The organism is Variovorax paradoxus (genome assembly GCF_024734665.1).
Lineage (GTDB): Bacteria > Pseudomonadota > Gammaproteobacteria > Burkholderiales > Burkholderiaceae_C > Variovorax.
The window spans coordinates 5,666,587-5,681,563 of the sequence record NZ_CP102931.1 but is presented as its reverse complement, the minus strand read 5'-3'; the positions used below and the strand labels follow the sequence as shown (position 1 = coordinate 5,681,563).

The following is a 14,977-nucleotide window of genomic DNA, read 5'->3' as shown; positions in this document are numbered from 1 at the left end:
GCGAACGCTTCGCCCCTCCATATATAAGAAGGCCCGCCGGTTCGCATCGGCGGGCCTTCTGCCTTCAGGTCTGCACTTCGTAGACCGTCTCGTGCGCTTCAACGGGTGCGGGCAACTCCCAGCGATGCAGCATCCGTTCGATGCCCGCGTTCGACAGCGTCGTGTCGCGCTCGCGGTTGCGGCGCATCAGCTCGGCGTGCGGCGCTTCCAGGTACACCAGTTCGATCTGCGCGTGGTAGGCCCACAGCAGGTCGAGCGTCTTGGTACGCATCTGCTGGCTCAGGTGCGTCGCGTTCCAGACGAAGCGCTCCTGCTTGCGCAGCAACGCCTTCGCCTGGTCGACCGCGTGATGTGCCGCGAGCCCGTCGTTCTCGCCGTGCTTCAGGCCCAGCTCGCCGCGCGCATCGTCGAAGGACACCACCGGCCAGCCCTTGCGGTGCTGTGCCACCCAGTGGTTCTTGCCGCTGGCCGGCAGGCCGCACATCACCGTCACCCGTGAGCCCGGCGTCTGGAACAGCGGGTAGTCGGGGCTGGTGTCGGCGCCGCGGAAGTAGGCCAGGCGCGTGTGGGCGTCGACCATTTTTCGCGGGCCTTCCCAGCAGCCTTCTTCCTGTGCCAGCTCTTCGAAGAGCGCGATGTCGGCCATGCTGTCCGCGCGCTTCTCGTAGTGGCGGCCGAGCATGTCGCAGCGCGCCACACAGCACAGGTCGGGCAGGCTCAGCTCCCATGAGAGCTTGTGCACCAGCCACTCCGGCCGCACGCCCTTGCGCGAGGCGAAGGCGTGGAACGGCACCTGGTGCACGGCGATGATTCGGCAGACGGCTTCGCGCAGCGCGAAAGGCACGCGGGCCTTCCACATCAGCACCCGCACGTCGACCGCACCGCGGCGCGAGTGGCCGGGCTGGCCGATGCGGCCGCTGGCTTCGTCGATCACCGTGGTGTCGGGCTTGGCGATGTCGTGCAGCAGGCAGGCCATGAACAGCACGAAGCGGCCGTCGGCATCGGCGCGCCGGTAGTGCGCGTCCTGCATCAGCGCGTCGAGCACCATGCGCGTATGGATGCCGACGTTGCCTTCGGCGTGGTAGTAAGGATCTTGCGGCGTCTCTTCGAGGCGCAGCAAGGCCGGCAGCAGGTCGCAGCACTGCGCCCAGTCGGTGCCTTTGTCGAGCGTGGGCACCAGGGCGCGCAGATTGTCGTATGTCATCGCGGCCTCCCTTGGGTTGCGAGTTCGGCGGGGTCGCGCAAGGTGCCCAGCCCCAGGTCTTGCCAGGTGACCAGCGGTGTCGGTGCATAGAGATCGGCGCCCGGCGCGAGCCGGTTGGGCAGCACCGGCCGACGGCTGTGGTGCGAGCCCGAGTCGAGGATGGTCTGGACGAAGTCCGGGCGCACCCACTTGTAGCGGCCCGTCACCTGCCCGTTCGATTCGGTCTTGAGGTACAGGCCCTCGGCCAGATCGGACAAGTCGGTCTGCTGGCGCACGAGATCGAGCGGCTGGCCTTCGTGCGCCACCGCGTCCTCGAAGGCCGTCTTCCAGTCCGCGCTGCGTGCCAGCGAAGGCCGCACAAGGGCACGCAGTGCTTTGGCATGGCGCGGCATCTCGCCTTCGTAGAGCACGGGCACCGGCAGCACAGGGCTGCCAGCGAGCAGCGCATGCCGCGCTGGCGTGGAGAGAAAGCGCTGCGCCTGCCGGTCGTAGATGTCGAACTCCAGGAAGAAGGCCGGCAGCCGGTCGTACCAGCAGCTGTGCTTGGCAAAGCACCATTCGCCGTACATCACGTAGCGGTCTTCGAGGCGCTCCAGCAGCGCCGCCTCATGGGCGGCGGCCCAGTGCTTGAACAGGTTGAACTGTCGCTCGCCCGCACCGCCTGCGAGGTAGTGGCCGCGCGATTGCAGCAGCAGTTCGCCCGCCGAAGTGAACGACACGGCCGCATTGGCGCCATCGAGTTTTTCCTCGATGACCACGTGCTGGCCATGCAGCGCCGACAACGGCGTCTGGCCGTCGTCGGTATCGCCCGCCTGCAGGCGCGAGCCTTCCAGATGCGCAGTACGCGGGTACTTGAGCAGCGGAATCGATGAAAGAGAAGAAGAGAGAGGGAACACGTTGTTCTCCAGATGGAAATCAGGAAGAACCGACAACGTGCGGGAGCGAAGCTGGGAAAGAGTGCGGTCAGCGGAAAGCGCAGCCAGGCGCCCGACTTGACCAGCAATGAAGTGGCGTTGTCGGCGTCAGAGGGTGATGACGGCGAATCGGGGCACTTGGCGCTCCAGGGGATCGAGGGATCCGTGGGTTGAAAAAAAGGAAGGCGCGATTCTAGCCACGCGCTATGAAAAAAGCCGACCCTGAGGCCGGCTTTTCGAGGTGCTGTGTCTTCAGCGCATCAGGCGGTTGCCAGTGCCGGGCGCGCCAGGCGCACCGCATGCATCCATGCGCGGCGCAGCACGGCCGGCGAACGCGATTCCTCGGGAATCAGCAGATAGCCGCGGTCGCGCAGCGTGGTACCCAGCGCGATCTGGCTGGTCAGCACGGTCAGCGGGATCGCCAGCAGCAGCGGCAGGCCAACGGGCATGAGCCAGATCAGCGCGCTCGGGTCGATCATTGCGACGCCGACGGCCAGCATGGCGATTACCAGCGTCATGGGGGCCAGCTGCGAGGCAGCGACCTTCCACGGCACGGCAGCGGCTTCACGCGGGGGCGACTTCCAGTCGAGCTTGATGCCGGTGAGGGCGACCAGCACGAACAGCGAGTGGGCCAGCATGCGGACCGGGGCTTGCACGATGGCAAGGCCGCTTTCCATCACCGAGCTCTTCACCAGGCCCCACACACCGCCGTACTGGCGTTGCTCGCCGCGCATCAGCACGGCGGCGATGCCCAGCACGCGCGGCAGGAACAGCAGGCACAGGGTCCAGATCCACAGGCCGGCCAGTTCGGAGGGCAGCACGCTCCAGCTCGACACGAGGCTCGAGCCGCTCAGCCACAGGGCCGTGCCCAGCGTCAGGAATGCGAGCCACAGCGGAGCCGAGACATACGCCATGGTGCCGGTCACGAACATCGCGCGGTGCACCGGGTGGATGCCGGGCTCGGCCATCAGGCGGGCGTTCTGCAGGTTGCCCTGGCACCAGCGGCGGTCGCGCTGCAGTTCGGCCAGCAGGTCCGGCGGTTGCTGTTCGTAGCTGCCGACCAGGTCGGACACCAGCCACACGTTGTAGCCGGCGCGGCGCATCAGCGCAGCTTCGACGAAGTCGTGCGACATGATGCCGCCCGACATGCCGCCGGTGCCCTTGATCGGGGCCAGCGCGCAATGCTTCATGAAGGGTTCGACGCGGATGATGGCGTTGTGGCCCCAGTAGTGCGATTCGCCCAGTTGCCAGAACTGCATGCCCAGCGTGAACAGGCGGCCCGTCACGCGGGAAGCGAATTGCTGTGCGCGGGCGTGCAGCGTGACGTGGCCGATGGCCTGCGTCGCGGTCTGGATGATGCCGGCGGTGGGGTTGGCTTCCATCAGCTTGACCATCGAGGTCAGGCAGTCGCCGCTCATCACCGAGTCGGCGTCGAGCACGACCATGTAGCGGTAGTCCTTGCCCCAGCGGCGGCAGAAGTCGGCCACGTTGCCGGCCTTGCGGTGCGTGCGGCGGGTGCGCAGGCGGTAGTACACCTCGACTTGCGGCTGGTTCGGGCTCTCGGCCAGGGCGGCGCGCAGGTCTTCCCAGGCGGCGCGCTCGGCGGCGGCGGTCTCGGGGTTGTAGCTGTCGGACAGCACGAACACGTCGAACTGCTTGGCGTGGCCGGTGGCCGCGACTGATTCGCAGGTGGCGCGCAGGCCGGCGAACACGGTGGCCACGTCTTCGTTGCAGATCGGCATGATGATCGCGGTGCGTGCCTCGGGGTTCATCGGGTGGTTGACCACCTGTTTCGCCGAGAGGGCGTGCTTGTCACCGCGCACGGAGACGTAGAAGCCCATGAGCGCGGTCACGAAGCCGGTCACGACCCAGCCCGAAAGCAGGCCGTAGAGACCGATCTGGCCGTATTCGAGCCAGAGGTTGTCGTAGTCGGGTTGCACGCTGGCGAACAGCGACGACGCGATCACGGTGCTCAGCAGCGTGAGCATCATGAAGGCGAAGCGGCGCTGTGCGGCTGCGCGCTGCCAGGGTTGCTTGGCCTGCCGGGCGTCGTGGACGCCGGCTTCGGTGTCACGGCCCGCGCCGAGCTTGACCAGCGCGGCGGTGCCGAGGCTGTTCCAGAAACCGCGCCAGGGGCGGGGTGCCATGGAACCGCGGTTGACGGGGGGAGCGGTGACCGAGTTGGGATGGCGTTCTTCGCGGACCGGGCTGCGGTGCGAAAAATCGGTATCGGCCAGCACATTCAGTTGGGAGAAGTCGTTCGGCTTCATGTGATTTACCAACGTTGCTTGTCGAGGGAAGGGGTGTCGCCAATGGCAGGAAAGCGCTTGATCACGCAATCCGGCTCAGCGCCGCCAGCGCTTGCGAGCGCGGCCAGCGAATGACCCGCGGCACGGGGCCGCGAGGGGGAAAACTGCTTTTGACGCAGGCCGTCGCGCTGCTGGCGCAGTGCGAAAGATGGGCTGGTGAGTGCTGTCATGCCTGTACAGGGGCAAACCCTGTGCCAGGCTGAAAAAACGCTTTCAGATCAACAGCTTGGAGCGATCTGAAGGTGTTTTTCGCGGGGAGAGGCTGCTGGAAGGCCTCAAAACCCCTGTTTTTGTCGCCGAATCCCGACAAGCCTTCTGGGCTGGTGGGGATAGGTCATATAAATCAACGACTTAGGTGCGTCGCTACTCGGCGACAGGGTCCCCGCCCGGAGCGACAGCGTCGGCCTTGAAGTGGCCCGGCGTGAGTTCGTGCTTCTGCAAAAGCCGGTAGAACTCCGTGCGGTTGCGGTCGGCCAGGCGGGCCGCGTCGGCCACGTTGCCGTCCGTCAGTTTCAGCAGGCCGACGAGGTAATCGCGCTCGAAACGCTGCTTGGCTTCGGCATACGTCTGGACTTCGACCGTCGGCACGCGCAGCGCCCGCTGCACCAGCGCCAGCGGAATCAGCGGCGAGCTCGACAGCGCGCAGACCTGCTCGACCACGTTGAACAGCTGGCGCACGTTGCCTGGCCAGGCGGCCGTGGTCAGCGCCTTCAGCGCCTCGGGCGCAAAGCCCGACAGCCGCTTGCCGTACTTGGTCGACAGGCGCTGCAGGAAGTGATTGGCCAGCAGCGGAATGTCTTCGCGCCGTGCCGACAGCGGCGGCAGCGTGAGCGTCACCACGTTCAGGCGGTAATACAGGTCTTCGCGGAACTGGCCGGCTTCCATTGCGGCGTCGAGGTCGCGATGGGTGGCCGAGACGATGCGCACGTCGACCTCGATCGACTGGCTCGCGCCCAGCGGCCGCACCGCGCGCTCCTGCAGCACGCGCAGCAGCTTGACCTGCAGGGCGGGCGGCATGTCCCCGATTTCGTCGAGCAGCAGCGTGCCGCCGTCGGCCTGCTGGAACAGGCCCTTGTGATTCGCGTGGGCGTCAGTGAAGGCACCCTTCATGTGGCCGAACAGCTCCGACTCGAGCAGCGCTTCCGGAATGGCGCCGCAGTTCACGGCCACGAAGGGCTTGTCGGCGCGCGCGCTGGCCTTGTGGATGGCGCGCGCCAGCAGCTCCTTGCCGGCGCCGGAATCGCCGCGCAGCAGCACGGAAGCATCTGACTTGGCGACCATGCGCGCTTCAGCCAGCAGCTCGGCCATGCGGTTGCTGCGGCTCACGATCTCGGCGCGCCAGCTGTCGTCGCCGGCCTTGCTCGGCGTGGTGGCGGGGGCGCCAAGCGCCAGCGCCTGCGCGATCTTGTCGAGCAGCTCGCGGCCGTCGTAGGGCTTGGTGAGGTAGGTGAACACGCCCCGCGCCGTGGCCTCGACCGCGTCGGGAATGGTGCCGTGCGCGGTGAGCAGAATCACCGGCAGCGAAGGGTGGCGCTTGCGGATCTCGTCGAACAGCTGGAGGCCGTCGCGCCCGGGCAGGCGCACGTCGCTCAGCACGAGTTGCGGATGCTCGATTTCCAGCTGCGTGAGCGCCGTCTCGGCCGATGTGACGGCCGTGACCTGGTAGCCCGCCGAGCTCAGCCGCATCGAGAGCAGCCGCAGCATGTCCGGGTCGTCGTCGACCACGAGAAGACGGGCGCCAGAGGTGCTCATTGGTTCGGTTTGCTTCCGGTAGGCGGCGCCGCAGGTGTGGCTGCGGCCGGGGTGGTGTTGGGCCGCGCAAAGCTGCGCTCGATGGCGCGCAGGGCTTCGATGCGGTCGTTCAGCTGGTCGATGCGGCGCTGGCTGTCGCGCAGCTGCTGCACCTGCTTGTCGCGGTCGTCCTCCACGCGGCGCTGCTCGATGTAGCGCGCAGCCAGGGCGCGCGCCAGCGGCTGCAGGGCCTGCGCCTCGGGCGCGGGGTTGGCGATCACGCGTTGCAGCAGGCCCAGCGCGCGCGCCAGGTCGGCCGGCACGCGGGTCTGCGAGAGCAGCAGCGCCAGCTGCATCTGCACCGTGGGCGAATCGCCGGGGTCGCCGATGCGCGCGATTTCCGTGCTCAGGTCGGCGCCGTTCAGCGGGCGCACCCTGTCGGCATACGACAGCATGGCCGCCTGCGGCCCCTGCGTCATCAATGTGAAGAGCGAAGAGGCAGGCTGCGTGGCCGGGGCCTTGGGCTCGGCCTCGACCGGCATCACGCGCGGCACGACCGGGGGCGGCGGCAGCGCATCGGCTTCCGCGGGCGGCTTGGGCTGCGTGGCGCAGGCGGCCAGCAGCAGGACGAAAGGCACGGTCATCGCCCCGGCGAAGGAGGAACGGCGGACGAACGAAAAAGGCATGGGTCGAAGAAAGGACGCGAGGCGGTCAGGCAGTGTTGGAGAGGGGAAGCCGGGGTGGTCAGGCCGTGCGCGGCAGTTCGATGCGAAAGCGAGCACCGGGACCGCCGGGCTGCAGAGTGATGCGGCCCCCGTGGGCTGCAATGTACTCCTGCACGATGGAAAGTCCGATGCCTGTGCCTTTCACCGTGTGCTCGGGCTGGCGTTCGCCGCGGAAGAAGGGTTCGAAGATCCGGTCGCGGTCGCCCTCGGCAATGCCGGGCCCGGCGTCGTTCACGTCGATGTGCACCGCCTCGGGCGTCCCCGACACCGCCAGGGTGATGACACCGCCCGTTACCGAAAAGCGAATGGCGTTGCTCAACAGATTGGCGATTGCGGTGCCGAGCTTGGTGCGGTCGACCGTCATTGCGATGGGCTCGCCCTCGGCGCGCACGCGCAGGCCGTGCGACTGCCACTGCAGGCGCTGCGCCTCGATCTGTTCCTCGATCAGCGGCAGCAGCTCGGTGCGTTCGCGGCGCAGTTCGCGCGCTTCGAAGGCGGCGGCGTTGAAGCGCAGCAGCGCCTCGATCTGGCCCTGCAGCGCCACGGTGTTCTGCTGCAGGATCTGCGCCACTTCGAGCTGCGCCGGGTTCAGCGGGCCGGTCACGCCGTCTTCGAGCAGCGACACGCCCTCGCGCAGCGCGGCCAGCGGTGTCTTCAGCTCGTGCGACACGTGACGCAGGAAGCGCGCCTTGTCGGCGTCGAGCTCGGTCAGGCGCAGGCGCAGCCATTCGAGCTGCTGCGACACGCGCCGCACGTCGGCCGGGCCGCGGATGTCGATGGGCTCGTCGAGCCGGTTCTGGCCCAGGCCGACGATGGCGTTTTCCAGCCGCTTGAAAGGCCGTGCGAGCCAGATGCCGAAGGCCAGCGCCAGCACCACCGCGAGCACACTGGCGGCGACCACTTCGCGCATCAGCCGGCGGCGCGCGTTCTCGATGCGCTTGGCCAGCGCGTCGTTCTGCGTTTCGATCAAAAACTGCGCCTGCTGCGCGAGGTTGGTGTTGAGCGCGTCGAGCTCGCGGAACTGCATGGCCATCGTGCTTTCGCGGGCGAGGGCGCTGTCGGCGTTGCCGCTCATCAGGCCCTCGATCACGCCGAGCTGGGTGCGCCACATCTCGATGCCGGCGGGCGCGAGGCCGTTCTTTTCCAGCCGCTCCAGCACCTGGTGCGCCTCGCGCGCCGCGTCGTCGAAGCGGCGGCGCAGCACTGCGTCGTTGAGCACCAGCGACTGGCGCCCCGCGCGCTCCATGGCCGCGCTGCGTTCGGCCAGCGACTGGGACGCGCCCGACAGGCGCAGCGCGCGCGCGGCCGCGTCGCGGCTTTGCGTCATCAGCACGTCGTACTGCAGCACCGAGCGCAGCGCCACGCCAACCAGCAGCGCGGTGATCAGCAAGAAGGCAAACAGCAGGAGCTGCTGGAAAGAGCCCCGTATGGAAGGTCGCTTCGCCATCAGTGGGCGAGCGCCGGCATCGACGATTCGCTCGTGACGACCTCGCCGCGCAGCGTGTAGGCCAGCGAGCGGGTGATGCGCAGATCGGTCATCTGGCCAACGAGCCTTGCGTCGCCTTCGAAGTTGACGACGCGGTTGCAGGCAGTGCGGCCCATGAGCTCGTTCGCGTCCTTGCGCGAGGCGCCTTCCACCAGCACGCGCTGCGTCGTGCCGACCAGCGCCTGGCCGAAGCGCTTCACGTTGATGTCGATCACGGCCTGCAGCGTGTGCAGTCGCGCGAGCTTCACCTCGTGCGGCGTGTCGTCGTGCAGCGCGGCTGCAGGTGTGCCGGGGCGCGGGCTGAAGATGAAGCTGAAGCTGGCGTCGAACTGGCAGTCGTCGATCAGCTTCATCATCTTGTTGAAGTCGTCGTCGGTCTCGCCGGGGAAGCCGACGATGAAGTCGCTGGAGAGTGCAAGTTCGGGGCGGATGGCGCGCAGCTTGCGCACCGTGCTCTTGTATTCCATGGCGGTGTAGCCGCGTTTCATCGCCATCAGGATGCGGTCGCTGCCGTGCTGTACCGGCAGGTGCAGGTGGCTCACGAGTTGCGGCACCTTCGCGTAGGCCTCGATCAGCCGCGGCGTGAACTCGTTCGGGTGGCTCGTGGTGTAGCGGATGCGCTCGATGCCGGGGATCTCGGCGACGTATTCGATCAGCAGCGCGAAGTCGGCAATTTCGGCGGTGTCGCCCATCTTGCCGCGGTAGGCATTCACGTTCTGGCCCAGCAGCGTGATCTCGCGCACGCCCTGGTCGGCCAGGCCGGCGATCTCGACCAGCACGTCGTCGAGGGGGCGGTTCACTTCCTCGCCGCGGGTGTAGGGCACCACGCAGTAGCTGCAGTACTTGGAGCAGCCTTCCATGATCGACACGAAGGCCGTCGCGCCCTCGACGCGCGCGGGCGGAAGGTGGTCGAACTTCTCGATCTCGGGGAAGCTGATGTCCACCTGCGGGCGGTTCAGGCGCTCGCGGTCGTTCAGCATCTCGGGCAGGCGGTGCAGCGTCTGCGGTCCGAACACGATGTCGACGTAGGGAGCGCGCGCGATGATGGCCTCGCCCTCCTGGCTCGCCACACAGCCGCCCACGCCGATCTTCACGCCCTTGGCCTTCAGGTGCTTCACGCGGCCGAGGTCGGAGAACACCTTCTCCTGGGCCTTCTCGCGCACCGAGCAGGTGTTGAACAGGATGAGGTCGGCCTCGTCCACGTTCTGCGTGGGCTCGTAGCCCTGGGCTGCGTTGAGCACGTCGGCCATCTTGTCCGAGTCGTACTCGTTCATCTGGCAGCCGAAGGTCTTGATGAATACTTTTTTCATGGGGAACTCTCTCTGCCCTCCGTGGGTGGAGGGCTGCAGGTGCGCGCGGCGCGCCGCTGCGTTATTGCGTGTTGACGGTGTCGTTCGAGGTGAACGGCCAGATGTTCAGGAGCGGCTTGTCCAGCGACTCGCGGCTGGCCATGGCTTCGTCTGGCGTGAGGATCCACACCTCGCGCAGCAGTCCGGCGGCGTCGCGCGTGTAGTTGACGAGGTACTTCTGGCCGACGATGGCACCGGGCATCACCAGCATGTTCTGGCCGCTGCGGATGCGCGCGCCGGCGCCCAGGCGATCGGCCTTGCCGTCGAGTTCGACATCAGGCGCGTTGGTGACCATGAATTTGCCGCGCAAAGTGCCGATAGGGAAAGTGCGACCGCCAACGAGCGATTCGTTCTGGGTCTGCGGCCGGGGCACTTCGTCCTGGGCGCTGGCGGTGAGCGGGAAAAGGCCTGCAGCAGCAATGGCTGCTGTGCAAACTGCTATGAAAGTGAGAGCATTCGTGATTGTCTTGCAGCGGTTCATGGGGTTTATCCAGAGGCTGTGGAGCGGCGATTTTAGCGAGGGGGTGTGGTTCTCTCGCGCCGGCCACAGTCAGTTATGCGGAGCTTTGGGTTGACCTGCTTTACATTTCTTTACAGGCCCCGTGAACACTGAGAGTCAGCCGCTGATCCAATAGTCGCTGTCAGCCCAAAGTGCACAAAGAACCCATGAAGAAAAATGTCGCGGTCGCCCTTGCGGGCGTGTTGATCGTAGCCGTCGCAGGCGGGTGGTGGAGCATGTCCGGCGACAAGTCCGCCACAAAGAGTGCCAAGGCCCCGACAGCCAATGGCGGCGGCGGCGCGCCCGCGCTCGTGACGCTGGCCACGGCGCAGAAGCAGGATGTGCCGGTGACCGTGCAGGTCAACGGCAGCGTGGTGTCCCTCAACAGCGTCGACCTGCGCCCGCAGGTGACGAACACGGTGAGCGGGGTGCACGTGAAGGAGGGCCAGTTCGTCAAGTCCGGCCAACTGCTCTTCACGCTCGACGACCGCAACGACCAGGCCAACCTCGCCCGCGCCCGTGCACAGCAGCAAAAAGACGAGGCCACCATGGCCGACCTCGAGCGCCAGTACAAGCGCAGCCAGGACCTGGTGGCGCAGAACTTCATCGCCAAGAGCGCGGCCGACGCCACGCTCTCCCAGCTAGAAGCACAGCGCGCCGCCGTGGCCGCCGACCGCGCGGCCGTGCAGTCGGCGCAGGTGGCGCTGGGCTACGCCACGCTGCGCGCGCCCATTGCGGGGCGTATCGGCGCCGTCAACATCTACCCGGGCACGCTGGTGCAGCCAACGCTGTCGCTGGTCACCATCACGCAGCTCGACCCGATTGCCGTGAGCTTCCCGGTGCCGGAAGGCAACCTGCAAGACCTGCTGGAGGCCGCGCGCTCGCGTTCGAAGGTCGAGGCCGTCGTCACCGGCGGCAAGGCGCCGCTGAGCGGCACGCTCGACTTCGTCGACAACACCGTCGATCCGCAGATCGGCACGGTGCGCGCCAAGGCCGTGTTCGCCAACGCCGACCAGAGCCTGTGGCCGGGCCAGTTCGTCGGCACGCGCATCACGGTGCGCACGCTCAACGGCGTCACCGTGGTGCCGGCCGCGGCGCTGATGATGCTGTCCGAGGGAACTTCGCTCTATGTGGTCGACGAGGGCAAGACCGCCACGCGCCGCAAGGTGAAGACGCTGCACACCTTCGGCACCAAGGTCGCGGTCAGCGGCGTGGAGCCGGGCGAGCAGGTGGTGATCGAGGGCAGCCAGAACGTGCGCCCGGGCGGCAAGGTCCGCGTTGACGTCAAGGCGCCGGGTACGCCCGCCGAGCCTGCAGCGCCCGCCAACGGCACCACCGGCGTCACGCCGGGCAGCGCGGCCTCTTCGGACGGCGCCGACATCAAGCCGCCGAAGCAGGAACGCGCATGAACATTTCGGAGCTCTGCATCCGTCGTCCTGCGATGACGGTGCTGCTGTCTGCGGCCGTGGTGGTCATCGGCATCTTTGCGTACTTCAGCATCCCCGTTGCCGCGCTGCCCAGCTACAACACGCCGGTCATCAACGTCAACGCGCAGCTGCCGGGCGCGAGTCCGGACACCATGGCGTCGTCGGTGGCGCTGCCGCTCGAAAAGCAGTTCTCGACCATCCCGGGCCTGCAGACCATCAGCTCGGTGAACACGCAGGGCGTGACCTCGCTCACGCTCGAGTTCGTGAGCAGCCGCGACATCGACGCCGCCGCCGTCGACGTGCAGGCCGCGCTGCTGCGCGCCCAGCGCCAGCTGCCGCAAGAGCTCACGCAGCTGCCCTCGTACCGCAAGGTGAACCCGGCCGATGCGCCGGTGCTGTTCATCGCGCTGATCTCGCCGTCGATGAACCCGGCGGAACTCAACGACTACGCCGAGAACCTGATCTCGCCCACGCTCTCGACCATCGACGGCGTGGCGCAGGTGGGCGTGTATGGCCGCAAGGCTTTTGCGGTGCGCATCAAGGCCAACGCCGACCTGCTCAACGCGCGCAACATCACGCTCGACGAACTCGCCAAGGCGGTGAACTCGGCCAACGCCAACACACCGGTCGGCGTGCTCGACGGCCCGCGCCAGACGCTCACCATCCAGGCCAACCGCCAGCTCATGAAGGCGGCCGACTTCGCCAAGCTGATCGTCGGCCAGCGCAATGGCGCTCCGGTGCGGCTCGACGAAGTGGCGACCATCGAGGACAGCTTCGAGTCGGTCAAGACCGCCAGCAGCTTCAACGGGCAGGACTCGATTTCGCTCGCCGTGCAGCGCCAGCCCAACGCCAACACCGTGCAGGTGGTGGACGCGGTGCGCGCGCTCATCCCGCGCTTCAAGGCCGAGCTGCCGCAGTCGGTGGAAATCCAGATGGTGAACGACCGCTCGCTGTCGATCCGCGAGGCCGTGCACGACGTGCAGCTCACGCTGCTGGGCACCATCGCGCTGGTGGTGCTGGTGATCTTCCTGTTCCTGCACCGGCTGGTGGCCACGCTGATTCCGGCGGCGACCATTCCGATTTCGCTGATCGGTGCGGTGGCGCTGCTCTACGCCTTCGGCTACAGCCTCGACAACATCTCGCTGCTCGGCATCACGCTGGCTGTGGGCCTGGTGGTGGACGATGCCATCGTGGTGCTCGAGAACATCATGCGCTACGTCGAGAAGGGCATGGACCCGTTCGCGGCAGCGCTGCGCGGCGCGCGCGAGGTGGGCTTCACCATCGTGTCGATCTCTATCTCGCTGGTGGCCGTGTTCATCCCGATCTTCTTCATGCCGGGCGTGATCGGCCTGCTGTTCCACGAGTTCGCGGTGGTGGTGGCGCTGGCGGTGCTGGTGTCTGCCGTGGTGTCGCTCACGCTGGTGCCGATGCTCGCGAGCCGCCTGCTCAAGCAGGTGCCGCGCAAGGAGGGCGCGCTCGACCACGAAGAAGAACACCCCGAGCCGGGCACGGCCATCGGCCGCGCCTTCGAGCGCGGCTACCGCGCGGTGCACGGCGGCTACATGCGCACCCTCGACTGGACGCTGGGGCATCGCAAGGTGATGCTGATGATGGCGGCGCTCACCTTCGTCATCACGGGCTGGCTGTTCGCGACCATCCCGAAGGGCTTCTTCCCCGAGGAAGACATCGGCCAGATCCAGATCACCACTGAAGCGGCCGAAGACATTTCATTCACCGCCATGAAGGCGCTGCAGGACCGCGTGGCCGCCACGCTCAAGGACGACCCGAGCGTCGACTACGTGAGCTCCTTCGTCGGCGTCGGCGGACCCACGGCCACGCAGAATTCCGGCCGGCTGTTCGCGGTGCTCAAGCCGCGCAGCGAGCGCCCGCAGATGGCGAAGGTGCTCGAGTCGCTGCGCCAGCGCTTCCGCGAGATCCCAGGCATCGCCGTCTACATGCAGCCGGTGCAGAACCTGCGCCTGGGCGGCCGCCAGAGCAAGGCGCGCTTCCAGTACACGCTGCAGAGCGTGAACGCGGGCGAGATGGTGCCCTGGTCTACCAGGCTCATGGAGCGCATGCGCGCCGACCCGGCTTTCCGCGACGTGACCAGCGACTCGCAGAACCGCGGCCTGCAGGCCACGCTCGACATCGATCGCGACAAGGCCGGCGTGCTCGGCGTGGCCGTTGGCGACCTGCGCACCGCGCTCTACAACGCCTACGGCGACCGCCAGATCGGCAGCATCTACGGTTCGAGCAACACCTATCAAGTGATCCTCTCGGCCGCCGACAACGACCGCCAGTTCGAGGAAGACGTCTCGCGCCTGTCGGTGCGCAGCACCACGGGCAGGCTGGTGCCGCTGTCGGCCTTCTCGACCGTCAAGCGCACCGTGGGGCCGACTTCGGTCAACCACCAGGGCCAGTTGCAGGCGGTGACGGTGTCGTTCAATCTCGCGCCCGACGTGCCGCTGGGCAACGCGACCGCGAAGATCGACCAGTTCAAGGACGAGCTGAAGATGCCGCAGTCGATCATCACCACCTACGGCGGCGATGCGGCGGTGTTCCAGAGTTCACAGTCGAGCCAGGCCGTGTTGCTGGTGCTGGCGGTGCTGGTCATCTACGTGCTGCTGGGCGTGCTGTACGAGAGCTACATCCACCCGCTGACGATTCTGGCGGGGCTGCCTTCGGCGGCGGTGGGCGCGCTGATCTCGCTGAAGCTCTTCGGCTTCGACCTGACGCTGATCGCGACCATCGGCATCCTGCTGCTGATCGGCATCGTGAAGAAGAACGCGATCATGATGATCGACTTCGCGCTCGACGCGCAGCGCACCGAGGGCATGCAGCCGGTGGACGCGATCCGCGAGGCCTGCCGCCTGCGTTTCCGCCCCATTCTGATGACCACGCTGGCCGCGCTGATGGGCGCGCTGCCGCTGGCATTGGGCCTGGGCGCCGGCGCCGAGTTGCGTCAGCCGCTGGGCGTGGCCGTGGTGGGCGGGCTGATCTTCTCGCAGGTGATCACGCTGTACATCACGCCGGCCATCTACCTGGCGCTGGACCGCTACAGCGGCACGGGGCCGATGGTCGATCTGCCGGGAGAGGCCAAGGCCGAAGCTGCAGCGGGCGGTCGCGCCGCCTCGCACGCCTGACGGCGATCCAAAAGATGCCGGATGGTCATGAGCGTGAGCCACCCGGCCAGAAAGGACTTTGGCAGTCCTGCGAAACGTCACACCCGGGCCATCGCCAATTGAAGGCGGGCCTCTTCTCCAACGGCTCTTCCCGTTCCCTCCTCCGCTCTTCCCATCCATGTGTGTGACGGGGTGAATGATGGCGATGGGG

11 protein-coding genes are annotated in these 14,977 nt (G+C 67.3%); 2 read left to right on the top strand and 9 right to left on the bottom strand.

Going from position 1 to position 14,977, the window contains the following annotated elements; all coding sequences use genetic code 11:
* Window positions 1-64: 64 nt before the first annotated feature.
* The 9 genes from NWF24_RS26800 to NWF24_RS26760 all read right to left on the bottom strand — a co-directional run bounded on the left by NWF24_RS26800 (window position 65) and on the right by NWF24_RS26760 (window position 10,199).
* Window positions 65-1,204, bottom strand: a complete 1,140-nt coding sequence (locus NWF24_RS26800; protein WP_258351195.1) for an AAA family ATPase — start codon at window positions 1,202-1,204, stop codon at window positions 65-67.
* Window positions 1,201-2,100: an RNA ligase family protein gene (locus NWF24_RS26795; protein WP_258351194.1), complete on the bottom strand. Its 900-nt coding sequence runs from the start codon at window positions 2,098-2,100 to the stop codon at window positions 1,201-1,203. The genes NWF24_RS26800 and NWF24_RS26795 overlap by 4 nt, the downstream gene beginning before the upstream one ends.
* A gap of 278 nt (window positions 2,101-2,378) precedes the next feature.
* Entirely contained in the window at window positions 2,379-4,388 is a 2,010-nt protein-coding gene (gene mdoH, locus NWF24_RS26790) for a glucans biosynthesis glucosyltransferase MdoH (protein WP_258351193.1), read from the bottom strand.
* A 5-nt stretch (window positions 4,389-4,393) separates the two neighbouring features.
* On the bottom strand, window positions 4,394-4,597 hold the full coding sequence (locus NWF24_RS26785; RefSeq protein WP_093056182.1) for a hypothetical protein: 204 nt from the start codon (window positions 4,595-4,597) through the stop codon (window positions 4,394-4,396).
* A gap of 193 nt (window positions 4,598-4,790) precedes the next feature.
* Window positions 4,791-6,179 (bottom strand): sigma 54-interacting transcriptional regulator, encoded by a 1,389-nt coding sequence (locus tag NWF24_RS26780; RefSeq protein WP_093056180.1) that lies wholly within the window; start codon window positions 6,177-6,179, stop codon window positions 4,791-4,793.
* A complete protein-coding gene (locus tag NWF24_RS26775) occupies window positions 6,176-6,844 on the bottom strand; it encodes a hypothetical protein (RefSeq protein ID WP_258351192.1) in 669 nt (222 codons plus the stop codon). Before NWF24_RS26775 ends, NWF24_RS26780 begins: the two co-directional genes overlap by 4 nt.
* Before the next feature lie 58 nt (window positions 6,845-6,902).
* Window positions 6,903-8,330, bottom strand: coding sequence for a sensor histidine kinase (locus tag NWF24_RS26770; RefSeq protein ID WP_258351191.1), 1,428 nt, complete (start codon window positions 8,328-8,330; stop codon window positions 6,903-6,905).
* Window positions 8,330-9,679: a tRNA (N6-isopentenyl adenosine(37)-C2)-methylthiotransferase MiaB gene (gene miaB / locus NWF24_RS26765; protein ID WP_258351190.1), complete on the bottom strand. Its 1,350-nt coding sequence runs from the start codon at window positions 9,677-9,679 to the stop codon at window positions 8,330-8,332. Before miaB ends, NWF24_RS26770 begins: the two co-directional genes overlap by 1 nt.
* Window positions 9,680-9,740: 61 nt before the next feature.
* The gene (locus tag NWF24_RS26760; protein ID WP_258351189.1) at window positions 9,741-10,199 is read right to left on the bottom strand and encodes a hypothetical protein; all 459 of its coding nucleotides are present in this window, start codon (window positions 10,197-10,199) and stop codon (window positions 9,741-9,743) included.
* Window positions 10,200-10,453: 254 nt separating this feature from the next.
* Between NWF24_RS26760 and NWF24_RS26755 the strand changes: the two genes are divergently transcribed.
* Complete coding sequence (locus NWF24_RS26755) at window positions 10,454-11,626, top strand: efflux RND transporter periplasmic adaptor subunit (RefSeq protein ID WP_258355358.1); 1,173 nt, start codon at window positions 10,454-10,456, stop codon at window positions 11,624-11,626.
* On the top strand, window positions 11,623-14,787 hold the full coding sequence (locus NWF24_RS26750) for an efflux RND transporter permease subunit (protein ID WP_258351188.1): 3,165 nt from the start codon (window positions 11,623-11,625) through the stop codon (window positions 14,785-14,787). Before NWF24_RS26755 ends, NWF24_RS26750 begins: the two co-directional genes overlap by 4 nt.
* The last annotated feature ends 190 nt before the right edge of the window (window positions 14,788-14,977 follow it).